26 protein-coding genes are annotated in these 25998 nt (G+C 71.9%); 18 read left to right on the top strand and 8 right to left on the bottom strand.

The window, feature by feature from the left end; genetic code table 11:
• Nucleotides 1-64: 64 nt before the first annotated feature.
• The 4 genes from RWH43_RS10385 to RWH43_RS10370 all read right to left on the bottom strand — a co-directional run bounded on the left by RWH43_RS10385 (nt 65) and on the right by RWH43_RS10370 (nt 3310).
• Nucleotides 65-679 (bottom strand): TetR/AcrR family transcriptional regulator, encoded by a 615-nt coding sequence (locus RWH43_RS10385; RefSeq protein ID WP_373459227.1) that lies wholly within the window; start codon nt 677-679, stop codon nt 65-67.
• 18 nt (nt 680-697) lie between these two features.
• Nucleotides 698-2107: a dihydrolipoyl dehydrogenase family protein gene (locus RWH43_RS10380; RefSeq protein ID WP_316001429.1), complete on the bottom strand. Its 1410-nt coding sequence runs from the start codon at nt 2105-2107 to the stop codon at nt 698-700.
• 100 nt (nt 2108-2207) lie between these two features.
• Nucleotides 2208-2471, bottom strand: coding sequence for a hypothetical protein (locus RWH43_RS10375; protein ID WP_144832676.1), 264 nt, complete (start codon nt 2469-2471; stop codon nt 2208-2210).
• Nucleotides 2468-3310, bottom strand: coding sequence for an NAD-dependent epimerase/dehydratase family protein (locus RWH43_RS10370; RefSeq protein WP_144832679.1), 843 nt, complete (start codon nt 3308-3310; stop codon nt 2468-2470). The genes RWH43_RS10375 and RWH43_RS10370 overlap by 4 nt, the downstream gene beginning before the upstream one ends.
• Before the next feature lie 192 nt (nt 3311-3502).
• On the opposite strand from RWH43_RS10370, the gene RWH43_RS10365 reads away from it, so the two are divergent.
• The 6 genes from RWH43_RS10365 (at nt 3503) to RWH43_RS10340 (ending at nt 8147) form a co-directional block, all read left to right on the top strand.
• Complete coding sequence (locus tag RWH43_RS10365; protein WP_316001428.1) at nt 3503-4045, top strand: RNA polymerase sigma factor; 543 nt, start codon at nt 3503-3505, stop codon at nt 4043-4045.
• Between the two features lie 5 nt (nt 4046-4050).
• Entirely contained in the window at nt 4051-4620 is a 570-nt protein-coding gene (locus RWH43_RS10360; protein ID WP_144832685.1) for an Asp23/Gls24 family envelope stress response protein, read from the top strand.
• Nucleotides 4620-4940: a hypothetical protein gene (locus RWH43_RS10355; RefSeq protein WP_316001427.1), complete on the top strand. Its 321-nt coding sequence runs from the start codon at nt 4620-4622 to the stop codon at nt 4938-4940. Before RWH43_RS10360 ends, RWH43_RS10355 begins: the two co-directional genes overlap by 1 nt.
• 70 nt (nt 4941-5010) lie before the next feature.
• Nucleotides 5011-5859 (top strand): SDR family oxidoreductase, encoded by an 849-nt coding sequence (locus tag RWH43_RS10350; RefSeq protein WP_316001426.1) that lies wholly within the window; start codon nt 5011-5013, stop codon nt 5857-5859.
• A 126-nt stretch (nt 5860-5985) separates the two neighbouring features.
• The gene (locus RWH43_RS10345; RefSeq protein WP_316001425.1) at nt 5986-6990 is read left to right on the top strand and encodes a pyridoxal-phosphate dependent enzyme; all 1005 of its coding nucleotides are present in this window, start codon (nt 5986-5988) and stop codon (nt 6988-6990) included.
• Complete coding sequence (locus RWH43_RS10340) at nt 6987-8147, top strand: cystathionine gamma-synthase (protein ID WP_316001424.1); 1161 nt, start codon at nt 6987-6989, stop codon at nt 8145-8147. The genes RWH43_RS10345 and RWH43_RS10340 overlap by 4 nt, the downstream gene beginning before the upstream one ends.
• Before the next feature lie 81 nt (nt 8148-8228).
• Here RWH43_RS10340 and RWH43_RS10335 read toward each other — a convergent pair whose 3' ends face one another.
• Nucleotides 8229-8864 (bottom strand): NADPH-dependent F420 reductase, encoded by a 636-nt coding sequence (locus RWH43_RS10335; RefSeq protein ID WP_316001423.1) that lies wholly within the window; start codon nt 8862-8864, stop codon nt 8229-8231.
• A 307-nt stretch (nt 8865-9171) separates the two neighbouring features.
• Here RWH43_RS10335 and RWH43_RS10330 point away from each other — a divergent pair, with 307 nt between their 5' ends.
• From RWH43_RS10330 to RWH43_RS10315, 4 genes are read left to right on the top strand one after another with little or no spacing between them, the layout of a single operon-like run.
• Entirely contained in the window at nt 9172-9969 is a 798-nt protein-coding gene (locus tag RWH43_RS10330) for a sulfite exporter TauE/SafE family protein (protein ID WP_316001422.1), read from the top strand.
• A 40-nt stretch (nt 9970-10009) separates the two neighbouring features.
• The gene (locus tag RWH43_RS10325; RefSeq protein ID WP_144786051.1) at nt 10010-10459 is read left to right on the top strand and encodes an FAS1-like dehydratase domain-containing protein; all 450 of its coding nucleotides are present in this window, start codon (nt 10010-10012) and stop codon (nt 10457-10459) included.
• Nucleotides 10456-10860, top strand: a complete 405-nt coding sequence (locus RWH43_RS10320; protein ID WP_144832701.1) for a MaoC/PaaZ C-terminal domain-containing protein — start codon at nt 10456-10458, stop codon at nt 10858-10860. Before RWH43_RS10325 ends, RWH43_RS10320 begins: the two co-directional genes overlap by 4 nt.
• A complete protein-coding gene (locus RWH43_RS10315) occupies nt 10860-11996 on the top strand; it encodes a UDP-N-acetylmuramate dehydrogenase (RefSeq protein WP_316001421.1) in 1137 nt (378 codons plus the stop codon). The genes RWH43_RS10320 and RWH43_RS10315 overlap by 1 nt, the downstream gene beginning before the upstream one ends.
• A gap of 397 nt (nt 11997-12393) precedes the next feature.
• Here the strand turns inward: RWH43_RS10315 and RWH43_RS10310 are convergent, their stop codons facing one another.
• The gene (locus tag RWH43_RS10310; RefSeq protein WP_316001420.1) at nt 12394-13593 is read right to left on the bottom strand and encodes a pyridoxal phosphate-dependent aminotransferase; all 1200 of its coding nucleotides are present in this window, start codon (nt 13591-13593) and stop codon (nt 12394-12396) included.
• A gap of 79 nt (nt 13594-13672) precedes the next feature.
• Here RWH43_RS10310 and RWH43_RS10305 point away from each other — a divergent pair, with 79 nt between their 5' ends.
• Genes RWH43_RS10305 through RWH43_RS10270 form a run of 8 tightly spaced genes read left to right on the top strand, consistent with a single transcriptional unit; the run spans nt 13673 to nt 22638 of the window.
• Nucleotides 13673-14968: a chloride channel protein gene (locus RWH43_RS10305; RefSeq protein WP_316001419.1), complete on the top strand. Its 1296-nt coding sequence runs from the start codon at nt 13673-13675 to the stop codon at nt 14966-14968.
• 25 nt (nt 14969-14993) lie between these two features.
• Nucleotides 14994-15599, top strand: coding sequence for a nicotinamide riboside transporter PnuC (gene pnuC, locus RWH43_RS10300; RefSeq protein ID WP_316001418.1), 606 nt, complete (start codon nt 14994-14996; stop codon nt 15597-15599).
• On the top strand, nt 15592-16662 hold the full coding sequence (locus RWH43_RS10295) for an AAA family ATPase (RefSeq protein ID WP_316001417.1): 1071 nt from the start codon (nt 15592-15594) through the stop codon (nt 16660-16662). Before pnuC ends, RWH43_RS10295 begins: the two co-directional genes overlap by 8 nt.
• Before the next feature lie 9 nt (nt 16663-16671).
• Entirely contained in the window at nt 16672-18243 is a 1572-nt protein-coding gene (locus RWH43_RS10290) for an AAA family ATPase (RefSeq protein WP_316001416.1), read from the top strand.
• Complete coding sequence (locus RWH43_RS10285) at nt 18240-18881, top strand: potassium transporter Kef (protein WP_316001415.1); 642 nt, start codon at nt 18240-18242, stop codon at nt 18879-18881. The genes RWH43_RS10290 and RWH43_RS10285 overlap by 4 nt, the downstream gene beginning before the upstream one ends.
• Nucleotides 18878-20695, top strand: coding sequence for a VWA domain-containing protein (locus RWH43_RS10280; protein WP_316001414.1), 1818 nt, complete (start codon nt 18878-18880; stop codon nt 20693-20695). The genes RWH43_RS10285 and RWH43_RS10280 overlap by 4 nt, the downstream gene beginning before the upstream one ends.
• On the top strand, nt 20688-21296 hold the full coding sequence (locus tag RWH43_RS10275) for a phosphohydrolase (protein WP_316001413.1): 609 nt from the start codon (nt 20688-20690) through the stop codon (nt 21294-21296). Before RWH43_RS10280 ends, RWH43_RS10275 begins: the two co-directional genes overlap by 8 nt.
• Nucleotides 21289-22638, top strand: coding sequence for an AMP-binding protein (locus RWH43_RS10270; protein ID WP_316001412.1), 1350 nt, complete (start codon nt 21289-21291; stop codon nt 22636-22638). Before RWH43_RS10275 ends, RWH43_RS10270 begins: the two co-directional genes overlap by 8 nt.
• A gap of 56 nt (nt 22639-22694) precedes the next feature.
• On the opposite strand, the gene aceB is transcribed toward RWH43_RS10270, so the two are convergent.
• Both aceB and aceA read right to left on the bottom strand, forming a co-directional pair.
• Nucleotides 22695-24308: a malate synthase A gene (aceB, locus tag RWH43_RS10265; RefSeq protein ID WP_316001567.1), complete on the bottom strand. Its 1614-nt coding sequence runs from the start codon at nt 24306-24308 to the stop codon at nt 22695-22697.
• Nucleotides 24309-24665: 357 nt separating this feature from the next.
• Nucleotides 24666-25982 carry an isocitrate lyase gene (gene aceA / locus RWH43_RS10260; protein ID WP_316001411.1) on the bottom strand — a complete coding sequence of 439 codons (1317 nt, stop codon included), beginning with the start codon at nt 25980-25982 and terminating at the stop codon, nt 24666-24668.
• Nucleotides 25983-25998: the final 16 nt, after the last annotated feature.

Raw genomic sequence — 25998 nt, 5'->3', positions numbered from 1 at the left:
CCTGCGCACGGCGCGGGGCCCCTTCGTGGTGTCGTGGGAGCACGCGCGAGGCGAGGGCGCCGGGTCAGGCGGTGCGCAGGCCGTCGAGGGCGATGCGCACGATGTCGGCCCCGAGGCGGTCGCCGTCGACGCTGCCCCCGGGGCGGTACCACTCGACGACCGAGTTGATCATGCCGAACAGCAGGCGGGCGGCGACGGCGGCGTCGACGTCGTCGCGCACGCTGCCCTCGGCCTGGGCTTCGGCGACGAGTCCGGTGACGCGGTGATCGAAGACGCGCCGCCGCTCGAGCGCGGCCTGCTCCACGGCGCTGTTGCCGCGCACCCGCAGCAGAAGCGTGACGGCGGGCAGCTGCGCCACCAGCACGTCGGTCGCGCCGGTGAGCACGTGACGCAGGCGGTCGGATGCCGCACCCTCGCGCGCGCCGGGCTCGTCGAGCACGGCTTCGAGGCCGCCCAGGGCCGCCTCGAGCGCGACCGCGAGCAGCTCCTCCTTCGAGGAGAAGTGGTGGTACAGCGCCGACTTGGTCAGTCCGAGACGCTTGGCGAGGTCGGCCACGCTCGTGGCGTCGTAGCCCTGCTCGTTGAACAACTGCACGGCGACGGCCAGCAGGCCCTCGCGGTCGTATCCGGGCCGCCCGCGGCGCGCGGGGGCGCCCGAGGTCGTGGCGGAATCGGCGATGCTCACGATGTCAGTGTGTCACTCCAGCAGGGCGGGGGAGTCCGCGCGCAGCAGCGCACGCGCCGCGTTGCCGATGACCGCGCTGTAGGTCGGATACGCGAAGCGCACCCCCGCGAGGGTCGCCACGTCGATCCCCGCGGCCATCGCCGTGGTCACCGACTGGATGACCTCGACCGCGTTCTCGCCCACCGCATGGGCGCCGAGCACGAGCTCGCGGCGGCGGTCGGCGATGAGCATGAGGAAGCCGTTCTCGCGGTCGTCGATCACGGCTCGGTCGAGGTCGGCGAAGCGCACGGTCGCGACCACGCACGAGGGATCGCGGTCGCGCGCCTGCTCTTCGGTGAGGCCCACGCCCGCGTAGTCGGGGTCGGTGAATCCACCCGCGGGGAGCAGGTGGTGCGGCGTTCGCCTGTTAGCCCCGAGCACCGCGTTCTCGGCCGCCGCCTCGCCCTCGAACTGCGCGGCCTGCACGAGCATGTCGCGTCCGTTGGCGTCGCCGACTGCGAGGATGTGCGGGACCATCGTGCGGAAGTACCGGTCGACGGGGATCGCCGAGCGCACGACCTCGACCCCGGCGTTCTCGAGACCGAGGTCGTCGACATCGGCGGGCCAGCCGGTGGCCATGATCACTACGTCGACCTCGGTCGTGCGGGTGCCACCGCCCGCCCTCCATGCGAGCGTGACGGCTCCGTCGGAGGACTGCTCGAGGTTCTCGACCGTGTCGATGCCGGTGCGCACGTCGACACCGTTCGCGCGGAACGACGACGCGATGACCTCGGAGATGCGGGCGTCGGATGCCATGAGCACACGCGGCGCGACGTCGAGCAGGGTGACCTCCGACCCGAACGAACGGAACACCGTCACCAGCTGCGCTCCGGTGTTGCCGGCGCCGATGACGGCGACGCGGCGGGGGAGCGCGGTGAGCGACAGCACGTCTTCGGGCACGGTCGCCAGCTCGGCGCCCGGGATCGGCAGACGCCGCGAGTGACCGCCGACGCACACCAGGATCGACTCCGCGCGGATCCGGCGTCCGCTGTCGAGGACCAGGGTGTGATCGTCCGCGAAGCGCGCGCGACCCTCGTGCACCAGGTCGACGCCGGCTGCGGCGAAACGCTCGGCCTCGCGCTTGATGGAGCGCACGGCATCCACCCGCTCGTGGACGCGATTCACGACAGCGGCCCAATCGATGCGCGGTTCGTTCACGACGATGCCGTAGTCGTCGGCGGAGCGCGTCTCGCGCATCAGGCGCGCGGCCTTGGCGAGCACGCGCGTCGGGACGCAGCCGGTGTTGACGCACGTGCCGCCGACGCGTCCGGCCTCGAGCACCACCACCGAGGCGCCGAGCTCGGCGGCGCGCAGGGCCGCGGCGGTGCCCGCGGGCCCGGCCCCGATCACGGCGATGTCGTAGGTGTCGGCGTCGTGGTTCACGGTGATCCTCCGGGCGGGTCGAGGACCCCAGTCAATCGCTCGGGGGCGACGGGGCGCACGGGCTTGCGCCCGTGGCCGGAATCCTCGTCAGAGAACGTCGTCAGAACCCCTCGTACAGCTCGGTCGCGGTGAGGCCCTTTCCACCCAGCGCATGCACGCCCGGTGCGGGACTCACCTCGAAGGTCTCTCCGTCGTAGCGCAGCTCGGCGGTGTAGTCGCCGCGGGTGTCGAGCTTGAGCTCGAACCGGCCCGTGTCGATGAGGCGGAGGGTCACCACCGCTCCGCTGCGCGCGAGGAAACTGACTTCCTTCTCTTGGGCGGTGGGCAGCGGGATGACGGGTTCGTCGGAGGCGTTCTCGCTCATCGTTCGTCCCGCCACGAGTGCTGCGGGTCGTAGCCGAGCAGTCGGCGGGCCTTGTCGATCGACAGCAGCGTGCGGGTGTCGTCGAGGTCGCCGCGCGTCTCGACGGCGGGGAACACCTCGGCCACGAGGTCGGCGTTCGACCGGGTCATGACGGTGTCGGCCGCCGCGATGATGAACGTGTCGAACCCGACCGGCGCGGTCTCGAGCGCACGCTCGATCGCCTGGGCGCCGTCGCGGGCGTCGATGTAGCCCCACAGGTTCCACTTGCGCGTGCGGGCGTCGTCGTCGAACGGGAATTCGGCGTAGTCCTCGGGCACCATGACGTTCGAGAAGCGCAGCGCCGTGATCGAGAGATCGGGGTGCCAGCGCACCAGCTCGACCGCCATGCGCTCTTCGAGCGTCTTGACCAGCGAGTACACCGACTCGGGGCGCGGCGGATACTCCTCGTCGACGGGGATGTAGGGCGGCGGGACATCGAAGGGCAGACCGAGCACCGTCTCGCTCGAGGCGTAGACGACCTTGCGGATGCCGAGTCGCACGGCCGCCCAGAACACGTTGAAGGTGCTCGTCATGTTGTTGTGGAAGGTCGCGACGTCGGAGCGGATGCCGGGGGCCGGGATCGCCCCGAGGTGCACGAGCGCGTCGAAACCGTCGTGCTGGTCGTTCACGCCGGCGAGGGCGTCGATCACCTGGCCGTAGTCGGTGAGCTCGACCTGGACGAAGCCGGGGCCGCGCTCGCCGCGGACGTCGAGGCCGATGACGTCGTGACCGGCCGCGCGCAGTTCGCGGGCGACGACGGTGCCGAGCTTGCCGGATGAACCGGTGAGGGCGATGCGCATGGGAGTCCTCCGGGGATGTTGGGGTGGCGACGACGATAGCGGCGCCCTTCGACATCGACCCGCGGGTTGACGGGCGGCCCCGGCGCCCCTGCCACGCGGCGACGCGTTCGTCAAGATGTCGCACCCCTTTCGGCTCGGGGTGTTTCGCTATGCCCACGGCCCGATCCCGAAACCGCACCGACAGGAACCGCAATGCCCTCTCTGTCCTCCGCCACCGATGCGTTCCTCGCATCGCGCGCGGCCGATGGCGACCACCTCGCCTTCGGCGTGCTGGTGCGAAGGCACGCTCCTTTTCTAGTGGCTTTCGCCACGCGCTTGACCGGCTCGCGCGCCGACGCCGACGACTGCGTGCAGGAGGCCCTGATCACGGCGTGGCGGCGTCTGCCCGATCTCACCGAACCCGAGAAGGTGCGAAGCTGGCTCACGACGATCGTGTCGCGCAAAGCGACCGATCGTCTGCGCTCCCGGAAGATCTCGGAGGAGATCGAAGAGGAGATGGTGTCCGGCCGCGACGATCCGGAGCGCTCGGTCGTGGCGTCGTCGCAGATGGATGCGTTGAAGAGGGTGCTGGCCGAGCTTCCCGAAGACCTCCGCGTGGTGTGGGTGCTGCGCGAGGTCGGCGGCCACAGCTACGACGAGATCGCCGTCGAGGTCGGAGAATCCGCGGCGACCGTGCGCGGTCGACTGGCTCGGGCCCGCAAGACCGTGTTGGAACGAATGCAGGAGTGGAGGTGACCCGGATGAGCGAGCACGACGACGACATCGGGGGGTCGGGCTACTCCCTCGAAGACCTCTCCGCGTACCTCGACCGCGGACGCACCCCCCGCATCCCCGCGATCGAGCGCAATGCCGAGTGCCAGGCAATCCTGGCGTCGATGGAGCGCATGGGACGACTGTCGCGCGAGATCGTCGACGAACAGGCGAGCGAACCGATCGCCGAGTCCTGGTACGACAGCATCATGCGCGAGGTCATGCGCGAATTCCGAGCCGGCCGCGACATCCCCCTGGCGCGCACCGACGACGGAACCGAACTGGTCGTGACGGAGGGTGCGCTCTACGAGCTCATCCGCACGGTCGGCGACCGCATCGAGGGAGTGCTGGTCGGACGCGTGCGCCTCGACCAGCCCGAGCCCGATGCTCCGCTGGATGTCACCGTCACGGTGAGCGTGCGGTTCGGTCGCGCGATGACCGACGCCGTCGACGAGATGCGCGACGGCATCCGTTCGGCCATCGACAGGCAGGGCGACCTGCGGGTCGGACGGGTGGACGTCACCGTGGGCGACGTGCACATCGACGAGGGGGAAGAGTGATGACGGGCATCAGCGCAGCGGAACTCGCTCCGCGCATCGACCTGGCGGTGACGGCGGTGCAGGGCGTGCGCGAGTGCTATTCGGCGCGCCCCGTCGTTGCTCGAGCCTTCGAGCACGTCACCGACGTCGAGGGGTCGCTCGCCGCGGTCGACGAGGCCGGTGGGGTTCGGGCCATCACCGTCTGCATCGGGGTGTCGCTCGACGACGACGCGGCGGAGGTCGCGGCGTCGGTGGCTGCCGCGGCTCGCGCCGCCGGGGGAGACGACGTGCCCGCGTCGGTGCGCGTGCGCGTGTCGCGACTGGTCGCTCCCGCCTCCTGACCGGATCCGGGCCCGACCGGGGCGCGGCGGCTTACGCTGGGATCACCGTCCCCTCGTCCCCGGAGGCCGCATGTCCACGCCGCCCGTCATCGCCGTCACCGGTTCCACCGGCTCCGTCGGAGGGCGGGTCGCGCGCGACCTCGCCGCCCGCGGCATCCGTCAGCGTCTGATCGTGCGCGACGCGACGCGCGCCCCCGACCTGCCCGACGCCGACGTGCACGTCGCCCGCTACTCCGATGCGGATGCCGCGCGCGCGGCCCTCGAGGGCGTCGAGACGTTGTTCATGGTGTCGGCCTCGGAGACGTCGGACCGCGTGGAGCACCACCGCACCTTCGTCGAGGCCGCGGCCTCGGCAGGGGTGCGCTCGATCGTCTACACCTCGTTCCTCGCGGCGGCGCCCGACGCGGTGTTCACGCTCGGGCGCGACCACGCCGCCACGGAGGAGATCATCCGGGCGTCGGGCATGTCGTGGACGTTCCTGCGCGACAACTTCTACATGGACATGATGGAGCTCTTCGCCGGCGACGACGGGGTGATCCGCGGCCCCGCCGGCAAGGGACGCTGCTCGCTCGTCTCGCGCTCCGACGTCGCCGCGACCGCGGTGTCGGTGCTCCTCGACCCGGCCGCCCACGCCGGCACCGCCTACGACCTCACCGGCCCCGAGGCGCTGACCCTGGCCGAGGTGGCCGAGAAGATCTCGGCCGTCCGCGGCAACCCCGTGCGCTTCCACGACGAGACCGTCGACGAGGCCTACGCCTCGCGCGCGGGCTACGGCGCGCCGCGCTGGCAGGTCGACGCGTGGGTCAGCACCTACACCGCCATCGCCAGCGGAGATCTCGCGGCGGTGTCGTCCGATGTCGAGACGCTGACGGGGCGACCGGCGCAGAGTTTCGACGAGTTTCTCGGCGCCGTGTCATGAACCGCCGGCTCGGGTATGCTGACCGCGTGCTGACCTGTCGCTGTTGTCGCTGAACGCCTTCGCGTTCTCTTTCGACGACCCCGTCAGCCGCGCCGTCCCGGCGCACCGATCCCACAGGACCCCACCGTGCGTTACGCCCAGAGCGTCGCCGACCTCGTCGGCAACACCCCCCTCGTCCGCCTCTCGCGCGTCACCGACGGCATCGCCGCCACGGTGCTCGCGAAGATCGAGTACTTCAACCCCGGCGGATCCGCCAAAGACCGCATCGCCGCGAACATCGTCGATGCCGCGGAGCGCGACGGCCTGCTGCAGCCGGGCGGCGTGATCGTCGAGCCCACTAGCGGCAACACCGGCGTCGGCCTCGCCCTCATCGCGCAGCAGCGCGGGTACCGCTGCGTCTTCGTCGTGCCCGACAAGGTCGCCGAAGACAAGCGCGCGGTGCTGCGGGCCTACGGCGCGGAGGTCGTGGTGACCCCCACGAACGTCGAGCCCCACGACCCGAACTCGTACTACAGCGTCTCCGACCGCCTGGTGCGCGAGATCCCCGGGGCCTTCAAGCCCAACCAGTACGCCAATCCGAACGGCCCGCGCAGCCACTACGAGACCACCGGTCCCGAGATCTGGCGCGACACCGAGGGGCGGCTCACGCATTTCGTCGCCGGCGTCGGCACGGGCGGCACGATCACCGGCACCGGCCGATACCTCCGCGAGGTCGCCGGCTCGTCGGTGCGCATCGTCGGGGTCGACCCCGAGGGCTCGATCTACTCGGGCGACGACATCCACGGCTACGACGTCGAGGGCGTCGGCGAGGACTTCTGGCCGGCGGCCTTCGACCCCACCCTCGTCGACGGCTACGAGCGCGTCTCCGATGCGGAGTCGTTCGCGATGACCCGACGCCTCGCCCGCGAGGAGGGGTTGCTCGTCGGCGGCTCCAGCGGAATGGCCGTCGTCGGCGCGCTGCGCGTCGCGCGGGAGCTGCCGGCGGATGCCGTGGTCGTCGTGGTTCTGCCCGATCACGGCCGCGGCTACCTCAGCAAGATCTTCGACGACGACTGGATGACCGCGCGCGGCTACGACGTGTCTGCCGCGGCATCCGTTCTTCCCACCCCCACCCAGGAGCACTCCGCATGAGCACCCACGACGCCGCCCGCGGTTTCGACAGCCTCGCCGTCCACGCAGGTCAAGAGCCCGATGAGGCCACCGGCGCGGTCATCCCGCCGATCCACGTCTCGACGACCTACGCCCAGGACGGCATCGGCGGCCTTCGAGGCGGGTACGAGTACGGCCGCAGCGGCAACCCGACCCGGACGGCTCTCGAGACGCAGATCGCGGCTCTCGAGGGTGGTGCGCGCGCCCTGTCGTTCGCGTCGGGCCTGGCCGGTGAAGACGCGCTGCTGCGCGCCGCCCTCGTGCCCGGCGACGAGGTGCTGCTCGGCAACGACGTGTACGGCGGCACCTATCGCCTGCTGGCCCGGGTGCTCGGCCCCTGGGGCGTCAAGCTGCGCGTGGTCGACATGAGCGACCTGGACGCCGTGGCATCCGCCATCGAGGAGCGCGCGCCGCGCATGGTCTGGGTCGAGACGCCGAGCAACCCGATGCTGCGCATCACCGACATCGCCGGCCTCGCCGCCCTCGGCCACGCCGCGGGCGCCCTCGTCGTGGTGGACAACACCTTCGCCTCGCCGGCTCTGCAGCGGCCGCTGTCGCTCGGCGCCGACGTCGTGGTGCACTCGGCGACGAAGTACCTGGGCGGCCACAGCGACGTCGTGGGTGGCGCGCTGGCGTTCGCCGACGCCGACCTCGCCGAGAAGGTGCAGTTCCTGCAGTTCGCCGCGGGCGCGGTGTCGGGACCGTTCGACGCCTACCTGACCACGCGCGGCATCAAGACCCTCGCGGTGCGCATGCAGCGGCACAGCTCCAACGCGCAGGCGGTGGCCGAGCACCTGCTCGCCCACGACCGCGTCGCGAAGGTGTACTACCCGGGCCTGCCCTCGCACCCCGGTCACGAGCTGGCGGCACGGCAGATGAGCGGGTTCGGCGGCATCGTGTCGCTGGAGCTGGCCGACGGCGCGGCGGCCCGCCGCTTCGCGGAGTCGACCCGCCTGTTCACCCTCGCCGAGTCGCTCGGTGGCGTGGAGTCGCTCGTGAACTACCCGGATGCCATGACGCACGCCTCCGTCCGCGGCACGGAGCTCGCGGTGCCCGAGACGATCGTGCGTCTGTCGGTCGGCATCGAGTCGGTCGACGACCTGGTCGCCGACGTGGATCAGGCCCTCGCCGCGCTCTGACGCCCCGCGACCTCAGACGACGAACCCGGCCTCCCGCCAGAAGCGGGGGCCGGGTTCGTTCGTCTGCCTGAGGGGTGCGGGTCAGCGCTCGGCGCGGGCCAGGTTCTTCTCGAGCTCGTCGCGGTTCTGGCGCACCACGTAGGCGGGCTGGTCGCGCTCGACGCGCCAGCTCTCGCTCAGCGGTCCGACGTTGACGGTGTCGAAGCCGAACTCGTCGTAGATGCGCGTCACCAGGGCGACGGCTTCGTCGGACTCGCTCGAGGTCGCCAGGGCCCGACGGTTCTCCGCGCCGGCGGGGGAGCCGTCGGTCGTGATGTCGGCGGCCGGGATGTGGTTGAAGGCCTTCACCACGGTCGATTCGGGCAGGTGCTCCTGAAGCATCTGCGACGTGGTGGTCTTCTTGTCGTCGAGCTCGGCGATGTGGCCGTCGCGCTCGAAGTAGTAGTTGTTCGTGTCGAGCACCGTCTTGCCCACGAGCGGGGCGACGGGAACGGCGTCGATCGCCTTCAGCGGCACCGTCACCACGACGATGTCTCCGGCCTCCGCGGCCTCCTGCGCCGTGGAGGCGCGGGCGCGCTCACCCACCGAGGCGACGAGGTCGCTCAGCGTCTCGGGGCCCCGTGAGTTGGCGATCACCACGTCGTAACCGAGACCCGTGAAGCCCTTCGCCAGGGCCGAACCGATGTTGCCTGCTCCGATGATTCCTACAGTCGTCATGCAGGGGTGAACCGCGGCATCCGATGACGCATTCCCGGGAGCGGTACCAAACCTTCAGCAACTTAAATAACTAGCAGTCCTAGATACTTTAGTCAATGGGTCGTGACCCGGATGCCGGGGGTCATATCGTCATTGCTGTCGCACCCTCACGCGAGTGGTCGCAGTCCGGTGTTCGGGTCACCGTCCTGCTTGACCTGTGAGGGCGACGGCCCCCGGTGGACGCGGCTTCGGACCACCGGGGGCCGCTTTCTTTTCCGGGAGAGTCACCGCGTCCGCGCTGCGCTCGGACGGTGGAAGACTTGTCGGCGTGACCTTCGAGACCCGCCCCACGCGCTCCGCCCGCCTGTATCTCGTCTGCATCGGCGTCGGCCTCCTCGCCGGTCTCATGTCCGGATTGTTCGGCGTGGGTGGCGGCACGGTCATCGTGCCCCTGCTCGTGCTGCTGCTCGGCTTCGATCAGCGTCTCGGGGCCGGAACCTCCCTCGCCGCGATCGTCCCCACGGCATCCGTCGGTGTCATCACCTACGCCATCGACGGGCACGTCGCGTGGCTCCCCGCGCTGATCCTGGCCGCCTTCGCCGTCGTCGGCGCGCAGATCGGCACGTGGCTGCTGCCCAAGCTGTCGCAGACCGCCCTGCGCTGGGCGTTCGTGGCCTTCCTCGTCGTGGTGATGGTGAGTCTGTTCTTCGTGATCCCCTCGCGCGACGCGGAACTCGAGCTCACCTGGATCACCGGACCGGGCCTCGCGCTGCTGGGTGTCATCACCGGGACCCTGGCGGGCCTGCTCGGCGTCGGCGGCGGCATCATCGTCGTCCCCGCCCTGCTGCTGCTGTTCGGCACGAGCGACCTCATCGCCAAGGGCACGTCGCTGCTCATGATGATCCCCACGGCGATCTCGGGCACGGTCGGCAACCTGCGCCGCTCCAACGTCGACGTGCGCGCAGCCCTGTTCATCGGCGTCGCGGCGTGCCTCACCACCCCGGTGGGAGCCCTGATCGCGAAGTTCGTCGACCCGTTCGTGGGCAACGTGCTGTTCGCGATCTTCCTCGTCTTCATCGCCTCGCAGATGGCGGTCAAGGCCGTGCGCGGGCGCCACCAGCACTGACTCCCCGCGGCGGCGCGACCCCGCTCGATAGACTGAGCGGGTGCCCGTGAACCCCGAACTCGTCGGTCGTGCCTTCGCGCCGACCGCCCCCTACCTGGTCGGACGAGAGAAGGTGCGCGAGTTCGCCCGCGCCGTCTTCGCCGACGCGCCGCAGCACACCGACCCCGAGGCCGCGCGCGCCTTGGGATACGCCGATGTGGTGGCCCCGCCGACCTTCGCGATGGTCGTGCAAGACCTCACGCTGCAGCAGCTGCTCGGCGACCCCGACTCCGGAATCGAGCTGTCGCGCCTCGTGCACGCCGAGCAGCGGTTCCGCTACACGCGGCCCATCGTCGCAGGCGACGAGCTCGTCGCGACGCTCTCGGTCACCGGCATCCGCACCATGGGCGGCAACGCGATGATCACGAGCGAGGCCGAGATCGTGGATGCCGACGGCGCCCACGTCGTCACGACGACGAGCGTCTTGCTCGCAGGGGAGGCCGGCGCATGAGCCCGTTCACCGTCGGCGAGGTCGTCGCCGAACGCTCCGTCCACCTCACCCGTGAGTCGCTCGTGCGGTACGCCGGCGCCTCGGGCGACTTCAACCCCATCCACTACCGCGACGACGTCGCCGCGGCCGTCGGGCTCCCGGGCGTCCTCGCACACGGAATGCTCACGATGGGCATCGCCGTCGGCACGCTGGCCGAAGCCCTGGGCGACAGCGGACGCATCGTCGAGTACGGCGTGCGCTTCACCCGCCCGGTGGTCGTCGACCCCGAGACCGGGGCCGACCTGCACGTCAGCGCGAAGGTCGGAGCCGTCGACGACGAGACCGCCCGCATCGACCTGACCGTCACGTTCGCCGAGACCACGGTCCTCGGCAAGGCGCAGGTGCGGGTGCGGCTCGGTTGATGCCCGACGTCGAATCCGTTCCGCTCGCGCAGCTCACCACGCTGCGCACCGGTGGTGCGCCCGCGCGCCTGATCGAGGCGCGATCGGCCGACGAACTCGTCGCGACCCTGCGCGAGGTCTGGGCCGAGGGCGAGCCGTGGTTCGTGCTCGGCGGCGGCTCGAACCTGTTCGTCGGCGACGAGCCGTTCGAGGGCACCGTCGTGCGCATCCGCACCTCGGGCATCGAAGAACTGCCGGGCTCGCACGAGGGCACGGTGCGGCTGCGCGTGCAGGCCGGGCACGACTGGGACGCCCTGGTCGCTGAAACGGTGGCGCGCGGGTTCGCCGGCATCGAGGCGATGTCGGGCATCCCCGGCACCGTCGGCGCCGCCCCCGTGCAGAACGTCGGAGCCTACGGCCAGGAAATCGTGCAGACCCTCGTCGAGGTCGAGCTGCTGGATGCCACCACGGGCGAGGTCTCGACCGTCTCGGCATCCGATCTCGGACTCGGCTTCCGCACCTCGGTGCTCAAGCACCACTACGGGTCGGAGCCCGAGCGGCCCGGGGTGATCGTGTCGGTGACGCTCGAGCTCGAGCGCGTCGGTGCCGAGAGGCGACCTATCGCGGGCGACCAGCTGCGCGGAGCGCTCGGTCTCGAACCGGGCCAGGCGGTGTCGCTGCGGTGGATCCGCGAGCACGTGCTCGCCACCCGCGCCCGCAAGGGCATGGTGCTCGACGCCGAAGACCCCGACACCTGGAGCGCGGGCTCGTTCTTCCAGAACGCGATCGTCTCGGAGGCCTTCGCCCGCACCCTCCCGGCCGAGTGCCCGAAGTGGCCTCTGACGCCGGTGCTCGATCCGGTGACGATCATTCCGCTCGCCGCGTTCGACGGCATCCTGCCCCCGCCCCCCGTGGTGTCGCGGCAGGTCAAGGTGAGCGCGGCCTGGCTCATCGAGAACGCCGGTCTGTCGCGCGGCTTCCGCTTTCCGCGCTCACGCGCCGGGCTCTCGACCAAGCACACGCTCGCCCTGACCAACCGCGGGGAGGCGACCGCGGCGGAGATCGCCGAGCTCGCCCGCTTCGTGCAGAGCCGCGTGCAGGCGGAGTTCGGCCTGCTGCTGCAGCCCGAGCCGGTGCTGGTCAACGTCGAGCTGTAGACGCGCCCGTTCCGGCATCCGCGTGCCGTCCTGCGGATGCGGGCGTCGACACGCCGGTCGAGGATGCCGTGGGTCGGCGTGTCGGCCGTGACGTCCGCACGACGGTCGCGGGCGCTCGCGCGCGAGTCGCGGTGCCGTCCTGCGGATGCGGGCGTCGACACGCCGATTGTGAGTGCCATGGAACGGCGTGTCGGCCGTGTCGTCCGCACGGCGGTCGCGGGCGCTCGCGCGCGGGCCGCGGTGCCGTCCTGCGGATGCGGGCGTCGACACGCCGGTCGAGGATGCCGTGGGTCGGCGTGTCGGCCGTGGCGTCCGCATGACGGTCGCGGGCGACCGCCGGGAACGACCGCGGGGCGGCCACCGGAATCCCGGCGACCGCCCCGACGGACGTGGAAGGTCAGGCGAACAGGCGCTGCAGGCGCTGGATGCCCTCGAGCAGCTGGTCGTCGCCGAGGGCGTACGACAGGCGCAGGTATCCGCTCGGGCCGAAGGCCTCGCCGGGCACGACGGCGACCTCGGCCTGCTCGAGGATGAGGTCGGCGAGCTCGAGCGAGGTGGTGGGCGTGACGCCGCCCCAGGTGCGGTTCAGCAGGCCCTGCACGTCGGGGTAGACGTAGAACGCGCCCAGCGGGTTGGGCACCTCGACACCGTCGATCTTCGACAGCTCCGACACGATCAGCTGACGACGGCGGTCGAAGGCGAGGCGGAACTGCTCCGCCTCGTCCTGGGGTCCGTTGAGCGCTGCGGCGGCGGCGAGCTGCGCGACGTTGTTGACGTTGCTCGACAAGTGCGACTGCAGGTTGCCGGCGAGCTTCATGGCATCCGCCGGTCCCACCATCCAGCCCACGCGCCATCCGGTCATGGCGTAGGTCTTGGCCACGCCGTTGACGAGGATGGTCTGACCGGCGAGCTCGGGCACGGCCTCGACGATCGAGACGGCCTTGACGCCCTCGTAGGTGAGGTTCTGGTAGATCTCGTCGGTGATGACCCAGATGCCGTGCTCGAGGGCCCAGCGACCGATCTCGGCGGTCTCTTCGGGCGTGTAGACCGATCCGGTGGGGTTCGAGGGCGAGACGAACACCAGCACCGTGGTCTTGTCGGTGCGCGCGGCCTCGAGCTGGGCGACGGTGACCTTGTAGTCCTGGTCGGCGCCGGCGAACACCTCGACGGGCGTGCCGTCGGCGAGGGCGATCGCCTCGGGGTAGGTGGTCCAGTACGGGGCGGGCAGCAGCACCTCGTCGCCGGGGTTCACCACCGTCTGGAACGCCTGGTACACCGACTGCTTGCCGCCGTTGGTCACGATGACCTGCGAGGGCGCGACCTCGAGGCCCGAGTCGCGGAGGGTCTTGGCGGCGATCGCCTCGCGCAGCACGGGGAGGCCGGCGGCGGGGGTGTAGCGGTAGTTCTTCGGGTCTTGCAGCGCCTTCGCTGCGGCAGCCACGATGAACGAGGGCGTGGCGAAGTCGGGCTCGCCGGCCGCGTACGAGATGACCGGTCGGCCGGCGGCCTGGAGGGCCTTGGCCTTGGCGTCGACCTTGAGGGTCGCGGACTCGGCGATGGCGGACAGCTTGCGGGAGAGCGGGGCGCGGGAAGTCACGGTTCCGAGCCTACTGTTCGCGCCCGCCCGAGCCGAGGGCCGTGACGACTCCGAAACACGGCTCCACTAGCGTGGCCGGGTGACCGCCGCTCCCGCCTCTCCCGTGCGCTCCCGCCGCGGGGGATTGGCAACGCTCCTCCGCCTCGGTATCGCCACCCTCATCACCGGAGTCGCCACGGGCCTCGCGGTGCTGCTGCTGGTGTGGATCGTGCACAGCCTCGAGCACCTCGTGTGGGGGCACGAAGAGGGTCCGTTCCTCGATGGTCTGGCGTACCCGTCGGTGTGGTGGCTGCCCATCGTCACCGTCGGCGGGGCCGGTGTGGTCGCCGCCGTCGGGTGGTACCTGCTGCGCCGCTTCGGCCGCACGCTCGCCACGGTCGAGCAGGGGGTCCACGGGGCCCGGATGCCGTGGTGGGAGACCCTCGTCGACACGGTCCTCCAGGTGGGGTCGGTCGCGATGGGCGCCTCGATCGGCAAGGAGGTCGCCCCGCGCGAGCTGTCGGCCATGGCCGGATCGAAGATCGTGCGGTGGTTCGGCCTCGACCCCCGGTGGCGCCGCATCCTGATCGCGTCAGCCGCAGGTGCGGGTCTCGCCGCGGTCTACAACGTCCCCCTGGCCGGTGCGCTCTTCGCCGTCGAGATCCTGCTCGCGCAGTTCAGCGTGGGAGCGGCCGTGGTCGCCCTGACCGTCAGCGCCGTCGCGACGCTCGTCGCACGCCCTCTCGTCGGCGACGGCTCGCTGTACACGGTGGGATCGCTCGAGGTGAACGCCTCGCTGATCGTCGCGGCAGTGCTCATCGGACCCCTCATGGGATGGGGTGCCACGAGCTTCGCGACGATCACGAAGAAGCTGTCGCGCTTCCGTCCCCAGGGGTGGAAGCTGCTGGTCGTCCTGCCCCTGACCTTCACCGCGGTCGGCGCGCTCGGCGCCGCGTTCCCGCTCATCCTCGGCAACGGTCGGGCTCTCGCCACCGCCGGCTTCGACCTGTCGCAGCCGGCCCTGCTGCTCATCGCGCTCGCCGTGCTGAAGTACGTCGCGACGACCGTGTCGCTCGGCTCGGGGGCGATCGGTGGCACGCTGCAGCCGTCGGTCGCGATCGGTGCCGCGCTCGGTGCGGCCGCTGCGGCCGGCTGGGCGTTCGTGTGGCCCGGTGCCGACGGCACGGCGCTCGCGATCGTCGCGGCATCCGCGTTCCTCGCCTCGAACATGCGCGCCCCCTTCACGGCGATCGCGCTCATCATCGAGTTCACGAACACCGGGTTCACGCTGCTGCTGCCGATCTTCCTCGCCGTGGCCGGGTCGCTCGTGGCCTCCAAGCTCACCTCGCGCGAGAGCCTGCGCCCGTTCGCGCCGATCGACCCCGCACGACCGTAGCGTCGCCGGCCCCTAGGCTCGACGGGTGATCGAGTGGATCTTGGCCGAGTGGATGCAGATCCTGGGGTTCGCGACGGGTGCCGCGTGCGTGGTGCTCGCCGCGCGGCGCAACGTGTGGACCTATCCGATCGGCATCGCCAACAACGTCGTCTTCCTCGCGGTGTTCGTCCCCGCGGGCCTCTACGCCTCGGCCGCGCTGCAACTGGTCTACCTCGTGCTGGGCGTGCACGGGTGGATCCGGTGGACGCGCGGCGTCGAGCACGACCGTGGATACGTGGCCCGCACACCGCGCCGAGCGGTGCCCTGGTTGATCGCCGTGGCGATCGTCGGCACCGCCGTGCTGACGTGGGTGCTGGCGACGTTCACCGACTCCCAGGTGGCGGTGGCGGATGCCGCGACCACCTCGGCCAGCCTCGTCGCCCAGTACATGCTCAATCGCAAGTGGATCGAGAACTGGGGCGTGTGGATCGCGGTCGACGTCGCGTTCGTCGGCCTGTCGATCGCGACCGGTCTGTGGATCATCGCCGCGCTCTACGCCCTGTTCGTCGTGCTGTGCATCGGCGGGTGGCGGGGGTGGACCCGGGTCATGCGCGAGAGCCCCGCCGCCGTGCCCGCGGACGCGCGTGTCTGAGCGGCGGTTCCGTCACGGCGTGGTGGTCGGCAAGTTCTACCCCTTCCACGCCGGGCACGCTCATCTGATTCGCTCCGCGGCGCGGGCCTGCGACCGCGTCACGGTCGAGGTGATCGCGGCATCCGTCGAGAACATCCCGCTCGAGCGCAGGGTCGCCTGGATCCGCGAGGGGCACCCGAGCGTGCGCGTGGTCGATCTCGTCGACGACACCCCCGTCGACTTCGCCTCCGAGACCGCGTGGGACGCGCACACCGCGATCATCGCGGGACTGCTCGACGAGCCCGCCGACGTGGTGTTCACCTCCGACGACTACGGCGCAGAGCTCGCGCGGCGCCTGGGGGCCGAGTGGGTGCAGGTCGACCCCGGTCGCGTGATCAACCCCGTCTCGGGCACGGCGATCCGCGCGGATCTCGCCGCGCACTGGTCGGAACTGTCGCCCGTCACACGGGCCGACCTCGCCGCACGCGTCGTCGTGCTGGGCGCCGAGTCGACCGGCTCGACCACCCTGGCCGAGGCGCTCGCCGCCGAGCTCGGCACGCTGTGGGTGCCGGAGTACGGACGCGAGCTGAGCGAGACGCGCGAGGGCGGGCTCGACGCGCTCTGGCGCAGCGACGAGTTCGACCTCGTCGTCGATCGGCAGATCGCCTGGGAGGACGAGGCGCTGCGGCGGGTTCCCACCCCGGTGCTCGTGTGCGACACCGACGTGCTGGCGACGGCCCTCTGGCACGAGCGGTACGTCGGGTTCGTCGCCGATCGCCTGCACGCCCGGGCCGCCGCCCATCCGCCCGCGCTGTACGTGCTGACCGGCGATGAGATCCCTTTCGTGCAGGACGGCATGCGAGACGGCGAGCACATCCGCGCCGACATGCAGGAGCGCTTCCGCGAGGTGCTGGCTGCGCAGCCCGTACCCTGGCTCGAGGTGCGCGGGTCGGTCGCCGAACGGCTCGCTCAGGCCCTGCCCGCGGTCCGCGACGCGATGGCGCGGGCGACGTCGTTCACCGCTCCGCTGGAGGGTCGGCCGCTCGCCGAGCAGGAGGAACTGCGCCGCCGGGCCGGCCGTTAGGCTGGCGCGATGGCCGACCGCTGGCACAAGCTCTCCGAGTCACCCACGACGTCGAACGCCGCGGACGGGGTCGCCCCGCTCACCGCGGCCGACCTCTTCCGCGAGGCGCCCGCCCCGGCCGCGCCGCCGCTCGACGAGAAGCTGCGGCAGACGTACTACTGGATCGTCAACCGCGCGGTGATCTCGCCGTACTACGACGTGGAGTTCTCGTCGGGGCGCCCGCTCGCGTTCGAGTTGGGCGATGCCGGTGCCGAGCTCACGCTGCCGAACGAACCGTCGTACTCCTCGAACGTGCTGCTGCCGCTGCTGAGCTTCGCGGTGGGTGGCAAGTGCCTGCTCATCGGCGGCCCGGGTCGCGGCAAGACCACGGTCGCAGTGCTGATGGGAGTTCTCGCCGGCTCGACGCCCGAGGAGGTGCGGCGCGGTGTGCAGCAGGGGCAGCCGCAGCTGTCGATCAGCGACCTCGTCGGCATCCCGCTGCCGCGCGATCTGGTGAACGCGTCGAGCCTGGCCGAGATCGGCATCGCGTGGCGCGAGTGGCTGTCGTGTCCGGTCAAGATCGTCGACGAGTACAACCGCATCCCCACCAAGACCCAGTCGGCCCTGCTGACGATGGTGGCCGAGGGCTACGTCGAGAGCCACGATCAGATGCGTCGCACGGCCCCGGCCTCGGGCGTGGAGAGCTGGTTCTTCACTGCCAACGACGACGCGGGCGGGGGCACCTTCCCCGTCATCCAGGCGCTGCGCGACCGCATGGACGTCACTGTGCCCGCGGCGGGCTTCAACAGCCGCTTCCTCGATGAGCTCGTCGCGCGCGTCGAAGCGGGCGAGAAGCCCGAGGAGCACGTGCCCGCCGAGCTCGTGTTCGGCCCCGACGAGCAGTCGGCGATGCGCGCGGCGATCCGTGCCGTGCCCGTGCCGGCCGAGGTGCGGCGGCGACTGGAGTTCTTCCTCGGCCACTTCGAATTCGTGCAGGGCGGTGGGCGCCGGTTCGAGTACCGCACGAAGGACACGGTGACCACGGCGGGTGGCCGGGTCGCCGAGGTGATCGAGGCGAACTCCGGGGCCGACCTCATGACCGACCTGGGCGCGCAGACCCTCAACGGCCTGTCGGTCCGGGCGCTGCAGACCCTCATCGTGTACGCCAAGGCCGTCGCCTGGTTCCGCGGCCGCGACGCCGTGTCGGTCGCCGACGTGGGCGCGATGCTGCCGTTCGTGCTGCGCGGCAAGCTGCTGCCCAACCCCACGCATCCGCGCTTCGACGTGGGCGCCGAGCGCGAGCTGAGCACCGACGTGATGAGCTGGCTGGCCGACCTGTTCGCCGAGTCGTGCCGGCAGTTCGACGCCCTCGGTCGCGGGACCGACGATCCCGTCGGCGACCTGCTCGCGCAGCTCGAGGCGGGCCTCGACGGCGTCGGGACGGTGGAGGCCGGTCGCCGCCTCACCCAGATCGAGGCGCGCCTGCGCACGGTCGCGGGCACCGGCAAGCTCTACGGGCGCGACTTCGACGACCTCATGGCGCTCAAGTACCTGCACCAGCGCTACACCGCTTACCTGCGCTGGCTCGAGGGGCGTTCGTGATCCGACGCCCCGGCCACCTCGCCGATCACACCCCGCCGGTGGGTACTCCGGTGCCGGTCGAGGGGCTCGACCTGGCGCTGGCGGGGCGCAACGTCGCGGCGGCGGGCGGCTCGGCCGAGAGGTTCGCGGTGTCGTTCGCCGCGGGACGCGCGGCCGCCGAGGGCATCGACCCCGTCGCCCTCGCGGGCATCGCGGGCTGGCGGGCCGGGGCGCTCGGCCTGCGCGACGACGCCCTGCGCAGCATCGACTCGGTGCGGTCGACGGGTGCCGGGGTGGCCGCGGCGGCCGCCCTGGGGATGGATGCCGCTGACCTCGGCGCCTTCGTCGACCGGCAGCGCGCTGACCGGTACTGGTGGCCGGGCCGCCGCGAGGCCAACGGCTACGTCTGCGCGGTCGGGGGTTTCCGCGGCCTCGGCGGGGCGTGGACGGCGCCGCCGGCCGACGGTCGACCGCTCGACGCCGACGGCGCGTTCGCCGTGCGCACCGGGGAGCGGTGGTGGCGCATCGACGCCGACGTGTGGGGGTCGCACCTGAGCCCGCTCGACGACGAGCCCGAGCCGGGCGCCGCGGGCGCGGCATCCGTCCTCACCTTCGCCGACTCGTACCTGGCGTGGATCCACGTCGCGGGGCCCGCGTGAGCACGACGACCGCGCCGGTCGGCGGCGACCTGGCGGCGTGGGAGGCGGCGCAGCGACTGTGGGGCGTGAGGCTGCAGGAGGCGCGCATGGCTCCCGGCGCGGGCGAGGGGCAGGGCGCTCCCGCGTGGTTCACCTTTCCGCCGGTGGTCACGGTCGACCCGGTCATGGTCGCGCGGCTCGGGGGAGCCGACGAGATGGAGAGCGTGTTCGCGCACGAGCTCGGGCACCACGTGCTCGCCCCCAGCACGCGCCTGGACGCGCTGAAGATCCGCCATCAGATGGCCCGGGCCCTGCAGGCCGCGGGTGCTCCCGCCCTGCGCGACGCGGATCTCGCGCTGATGTCGAACCTGTGGACCGACCTGCTCGTCAACGCGCGCGTCGCCATCCTGCAGCGACGGCGCGACGGCGCGGGCGAGCCCGGCATCGTGCGGTTGTCGCGGGAGCTGTACCGCGCGTCGCGCTCGTCGCCGAGCCCGCTGTGGTGGGTCTACCTGCGCACCTACGAGCTGCTGTGGAACCTGCCGGGCGGAACCCTCTGCGACCCCGAGCCGCCAGCGCCCGACCGACGCCCGCCGAAGCAGAAGCAGGAACTGCCGTGGACGCGCATCGCCGCGGAGCATCGCGCCGCCGAGAAGGCGCTGCGGCAGGCGCGGAAGGCCGCCGAGCGCGTGTCCGACGAACTGGCCGAGGCGACGGTCACGCGTCCTGCGCTCGACGCCGACGTGCTCGCCTCGCTCGTGCGCACCTTCGCGGGCGATGCCGTGGCCGGGGCCCTGCGCTTCGGCGTCGTGGTGGCGCCGTACCTCATCGACCCGCGCACCGACGGCGCGGGCGCGCTCCCCGGCGGCACCTGCGCGGCCGACACCGCCGCCCCGACCCCCTCGGAGCTCGGCCGGGTGCTGTCGGACCGGCGATTGAGCGGCGCCGTCCCCTCCTCCGCAGGGGCCGCGGCCGCGTCGGTGGCGAAGGGCTCGACCACGGGGCAGGCCCTCGGAATCGCGCAAACTCTCGAGCTGTACGCCGACGCCGACCCGGCTGCCGTGATCGCGGCCTGGTACCGCGCCGAGGCGACGCGGTGGGTGCGTCCGTTCACCCAACGGTTGCCGCGCGCGGTCTCGGCCGATCTTCCGGGGCCGTTCGAGAGCTGGGAGACCGGTGACGACCTCGCCGACCTCGACTGGCCCGCGACGTTGCAGGCGGGCGGGGTCGTCGTCCCGGGGGTGACGACGCTGCGGCGCTCGTACCTGGTCGATGATCCGCCGCCGGTGTCGTCGAGCATCGATCTCGACCTCTACATCGACAGCTCGGGCTCGATGCCGCAGCCGCAGACGGGCTCGCCCGCCGTGCTCGCGGGCACGATCCTCGCCCTGTCGGTGCTGCGCGGAGGGGGGCGGGTCCGGGTGACCAGCTTCTCGGGGCCCGGCCAGGTCGCCGGCCACGAGGAGTACTCCCGCGACCCCGCCCGCACGATCGCCGACCTCGCCCACTTCTTCGCCGGCGGCACGACGTTCCCCCTCGACCTGCTCGACAAGAGGTACGCCGGACGGGGGACTCCGGATGCCGCGCACTGCCGTCACCTCGTCGTGCTCTCCGACGACGGGCTGACCTCGCTCTTCGGCGACGGCGACCCCGCTCGCGCCGATGTCGCGTCCCGGGTGCGCGAGACGCTCAGCACGGCGACCCTCGTCGTGCTCGATCGACAGCACCGGGTCGCGGAGCCGGCGCTGCGGGCGGGATACGACGTGATCTACATCGAACGGATGGAGGACGCACCCGCGGTGTGCGCCCAACTGGCGGAGGCGCTCGGTGGCTGAGGCGGACGATCTGCTGAGCGCGTGGTCGGCGATCGCGCCGCCCGAGAACACGGCGTGGGCGAGCGCCCGGCCCGGCCCCGGGGTCGACGAGATCGCCGCGCGCCTGTCGAGCGTGCCGCGGCCGTTCCTCGACGACGACGTCTCGCTGCGCGCGCTCGCCGGTGACGTGCTGGGCCGCCCCCTGGCATCCGTCGATCATGCCGACGACGCGCGGGTGCGCACGGGCGCGGCGATCGGTCTGTGGGTGGTGGCGAGCGAAGACCTCGTGCAGCCGTTCGTCCCGTCACTGGCGGGCGGCGATGTGACGCGCGCGATCGACGCCCTGGCGCTGCGCCTCGCGCCCGTGGTGGATCCGCGCGACTGGCTCGCCGACGCCGAGCGGCGGGAAGAGGCGGCGCGCATCTTCCTGCTGTGGGCGGGCTTCCTGCCGACCGGCGAAGACCGCGAGACCGCACGCGCCCTCCTCGACGCGCGCGACTCGTTGCGCCGGAACGCCGCGCTCGCCGAGGCCTACGCCGCCTACCGACACCGCGAGGAGATCGCCCGCCGCCTGGCCGAGGCGCGGGCTCGGGAGGCCGCCGCGAGGTACTCGAGTGAGTGACCCCGACGACCCGCTCGCGCTCGGCGAGTACCGACCGGGGTCGGCGGCGGTGCTGACGGATGCCGAGCGCTGGCCGACCCTCGACGCCGACGGCGCCGCGCGGCTGCAGCGTTGGCGCACGCACCCCGCGGCCCCCGCGTGGGTGCACGCCACGGGGGATCGCCTCTCGGCCGAAGCCGTCGACCGCGCGCGCACGCCGCTGCCGCTCGACGGGTGGCTCGACGAGCACCTCGCCGGCGCCCGCGCGCTGCCGTTCTACCGTCGGATGACAGGGCTTCGGACCCTCGAGGATTTCCCTCTGATCGGGCGTGCCGATCTCGTCGCCGACATCTCGGCGTTCGTTCCCCTCGACGCCGACCTCGACCGCATGCTGCACGGCACGAGCTCGGGGTCGACGGGGGCGGCCCTCGTCATTCCCGACGACGTCGAGGAGGTGGCGCGCGGCTTCCACCTGCTCGTCCGCCTGGTGCACGAGGCGGGAGTGGACTGGGAACCGGATGCCGAGCGGCTCGCGCTCATGTGGGTGCTGCAGCAGCGCCAGGCCTTCACGTACGTGTCGATCGTCAGCGGCTTCGCCCAGCGCGCCATGGCGCGGGTCAACCTCGATCGGGGCGCCTGGCGGGCGGCATCCGATCGCTCGACGTTCGTGCGTGACGCTGATCCGCAGGTGATCTCGGGAAACCCCACGAGCCTGTCCGAGTTGCTGACCCCCGAGCTGCGGGCCGTCGTGCGCCCGCTGGCCCTGTTCTCGGGGGCGATGGCGCTGTCGGCGCCGCTGCGCGCGGAGCTCGAGGCCGCGTTCTCGTGCCCCGTGTTCGACGTGTACGGCCTGCACGAGACCCGGCCGATCGCGGTGCGCACCGACGACGGACCGTTCCGCGTGCTCGACCGGCGCGTGCACGTCGAGGTGCTCGACGCCGCGGGCGAGCCGGTCGTCGACGGCGCGATGGGCGAGATCACGGTGACCGCGGGCGAGAACCCCCTGCTGCCTCTCGTGCGGTACCGCACCGGCGACTTCGGCCGGCTCGTCGACCTCCCCGGCGGAGGCGTCGGCATCGCCGACCTCGAGGGGCGCGAGCACACCGACTTCATCAGCGCCGCGGGGGCGCGCGTGCCGTCGGTCGATCTCACGCAGCAGCTGCAGAGCCACGGCGCGCACGGCTGGACGGTGGAGCAGAGAGCGGACGGCGGGCTCGAGGTGCGGATCGCCGGAGGCGACGGAACGGCGATCGAGGCGGCGCTGCGGGCCCTGCTCGATCAGCCCGTCCAGCTCGAGCGCGTCGAGCGTCTCGGCGACCTCGGCGAGGGCAAACCCCGACGCTTCCGGTCCGCCGCGCGCTGACGTCCGGATGCCGAGGGGCCGGTGCTCGTGGCCCCGGCCCCTCGGCATCCGGTGAGTCAGTCCAGGTACTTCGCGTACGCCGGCAGGGTGAGGAACGCGGGGAACTCCTCGCGCAGCGCCACCTCGCGGAACACCGCGGCGGCGTCGTCGAAGCGGTCGCCCTCGAACCGGGGAGCGTCGGCGAGCACCTCGGTCATCAGCTCCTCGACGAAGCCGCGGGTGATGGCGATGCCCTCGGCGGTGGAGTGATCCTGGTGGATCCACTGCCAGATCTGCGAGCGCGAGATCTCCGCGGTCGCGGCGTCTTCCATCAGGTCGTCGATCGCGACAGCGCCCAGGCCCCGCAGCCACGCCTCGATGTAGCGGATCGCCACCGAGACGTTGCCCCGCACCCCCGCCGTGGTCACCGGCAGGCCGATGCGCACGTCGAGCAGGTCGGCGGGGTCGACAGCCACCTCGTCGCGGGTGCGCCCGAGCTGGTTCGGCTCGTCGCCGAGCACCGCGTCGAACTCGGCGCGCGCCACCGGGATGAGGTCGGGGTGGGCCACCCACGTGCCGTCGAAGCCGTCGCCGGCCTCGCGCCGCTTGTCGGCGGCCACCTTCTCGAACGCCGCCTCGGTGACCTCGGGACGACGACGGTTGGGGATGAAGGCGCTCATGCCGCCGATCGCGTAGGCGCCGCGCTTGTGGCACGTCTGCACGAGCAGTTCGGTGTAGGCCCGCATGAACGGCACCGTCATCGTAACCTCGCTGCGGTCGGGGAGCACGAAGCGGGCGCCCCGGCCGCGGTAGGTCTTGATGATCGAGAAGATGTAGTCCCACCGTCCGGCGTTCAGGCCCGCGCAGTGGTCGCGCAGGGCGAAGAGGATCTCCTCCATCTCGAACGCCGCGGGCAGCGTCTCGATCAGCACGGTCGCGCGGATCGTGCCGTGGGCCAGGCCCAGGCGCTCCTCGGTGAACGAGAACACGTCGTCCCAGAGCCGTGCCTCTTCGGCCGACTCGATCTTCGGCAGGTAGAAGTACGGTCCCCGGCCCGCCGCGATCAGGGCGTGCGCGTTGTGGAAGACGTACAGCCCGTAGTCGATGAGCGATCCGGATGCCGGCAGCTCGCGCCCCGCGCGATCGATGAAGCTCACGTGCTTCTCGGGCAGGTGCCAGCCGCGCGGACGCATCACGATCGTGGGGGTGCGCTCGGCGGTGACCTCGTAGCGCTTGCCCTCGGGGCTCGTGAACGACAGCTGCCCGCGGATGGCGTCGAACAGCGACAGCTGCCCGCCGATGACGTTGCTCCAGGTGGGGCTCGTCGCGTCTTCCTGGTCGGCGAGCCACACCCGCGCGCCGGAGTTGAGCGCGTTGATCGTCATCTTCGGGTCGGTGGGGCCGGTGATCTCGACGCGGCGGTCCTCCAGGCCCGGGCCGGCGCCCGCCACCCGCCACGACGGGTCGTCGCGGATGTGCGCGGTGTCGGCGCGGAAGTGCGGGTCGTCGCCCGTGCCGATCTCGAAGCGGCGGCGCAGGCGAGCGGCGAGGCGGTCGTGCCGACGCCGGGCGAAGCGGTCGTGCAGCTCGGTGACGAAGGCGAGGGCCGCGGGCGTGAGGATCTCGCCGTCGCGCCCGTGCAGGGGCCGCTCGAGACGAAGGTGCGGGGCGGATGCCGGGGTGCTCGGCATCCGGTGCCCTTCGGCGTTCGTGCCGGTGGCGGTCGTCGAAGTCGGCGATGTCGCGGTGGTGGGCGGGGGAGAGGTGTCGATGAGGGTCATGATCGTGGCTTTCTGTGGCGCGTCCGCTTCTCGGACCATGTCCCGAAAATGGCGGCCTGGGGGTGGCCCAGGCAGCCGAAAGTGGGACATGGTTCGCGAAAAGTGGGACGAGGGGTGGGCGGGGTGCCCGGCGGCGCGGGGTGCGCGCCGGGCCGGGCATCGGGGACCATGTCCCGAAAATGGCGGCCTGGGGGTGGCCCAGGCAGCCGAAAGTGGGACATGGTTTGCGAAAAGTGGGACGAGGGGTGGGTGGGAGCGGGCGAGGGCTCAGTGGAACTGCGCGGTCTCGGTGGAGCCGGCCAGGGCGAGCGTGGCGCTGTCGGGGTTGAGCGCTGTCGAGACGACGTCGAAGTAGCCGGTGCCCGCTTCGCGCTGGTGGCGCGTGGCGGTGTACCCGTTCGCTTCGGCGGCGAACTCGGCCTCCTGCAGCTCGACGTACGCGCTCATGGCGCGCTCGGCGTACCCGCGAGCGAGGTCGAACATCGAGTGGTTCACGGCGTGGAAGCCGGCCAGCGTGATGAACTGGAAGGCGTAGCCGAGAGCGGCCAGGTCGGCCTGGAACGTGGCGATCTGCTCGTCGTCGAGGTGGCGCTTCCAGTTGAAGCTCGGCGAGCAGTTGTAGGCGAGCTTCTTGCCCGGGTAGCGGGCGTGGATCGCCTCGGCGAAGCGGCGCGCGAGCTCGATGTCGGGCTCGCCCGTCTCGACCCAGAGGAGGTCGGCGTAGGGCGCGAAGGCGAGGCCGCGGGCGATGACCGAGTCGAGGCCCGGGCGCACGCGGTAGAAGCCTTCGCTCGTGCGCTCGCCGGTGAGGAACTCCGCGTCGCGCGGGTCGACGTCGCTGGTGAGCAGGTCGGCGGCCAGGGCGTCGGTGCGGGCGATGATGACGGTCGGCACCCCCGCGACGTCGGCGGCCAGGCGCGCGGCGTTGAGGGTGCGGATGTGCTGCTGGATCGGCACGAGCACCTTGCCGCCGAGGTGGCCGCACTTCTTCTCGCTTGCGAGCTGGTCTTCCCAGTGGATGCCGGCGGCTCCGGCCAAAATCAGCGACTGGGCCAGTTCGTAGGCGTTGAGCGGACCGCCGAACCCGGCCTCGGCGTCGGCGACGATCGGGGCGAGCCAGTCCTGCGTGATCTCGCCCTCGGCGCGCTCGATCTGGTCCTGCCGCAGCAGCGCGTTGTTGATGCGACGCACCACCGCGGGCACGCTGTTGGCGGGGTAGAGGCTCTGGTCGGGGTAGGTCTGCCCCGCGAGGTTGCCGTCGGCGGCGACCTGCCACCCGCTCAGGTAGATGGCCTTCAGCCCCGCGCGCACCTGCTGCACGGCCTGGCCGCCGGTGTAGGCGCCGAGGGCGCGGACGTACTCCTCGGTGTGGATGAGGTTCCAGAGGTTCTCGGCCCCCCGACGGGCGAGGGTCGACTCTTCGCGGACGCTGCCGCGGAGGCGCACGACGTCGTCGGCCGAGTACGTGCGCTCGATGCCGTCCCAGCGGGGATCGTTCTCCCACGCGGCGCGGATCTCGTCGGCGGTCTCGGTCTGGTCGCCGGGGCGCAGGGGCTGCTGGGCGGGGGTGGCCTGGATCGTCATGAGCGTTCTCCTTCGG

The organism is Microbacterium algihabitans (genome assembly GCF_032464975.1).
Classification (GTDB): domain Bacteria; phylum Actinomycetota; class Actinomycetes; order Actinomycetales; family Microbacteriaceae; genus Microbacterium; species Microbacterium algihabitans.
The sequence above is the reverse complement of the archived record's forward strand: the minus strand, read 5'-3'. Positions and strand labels throughout refer to the sequence as shown.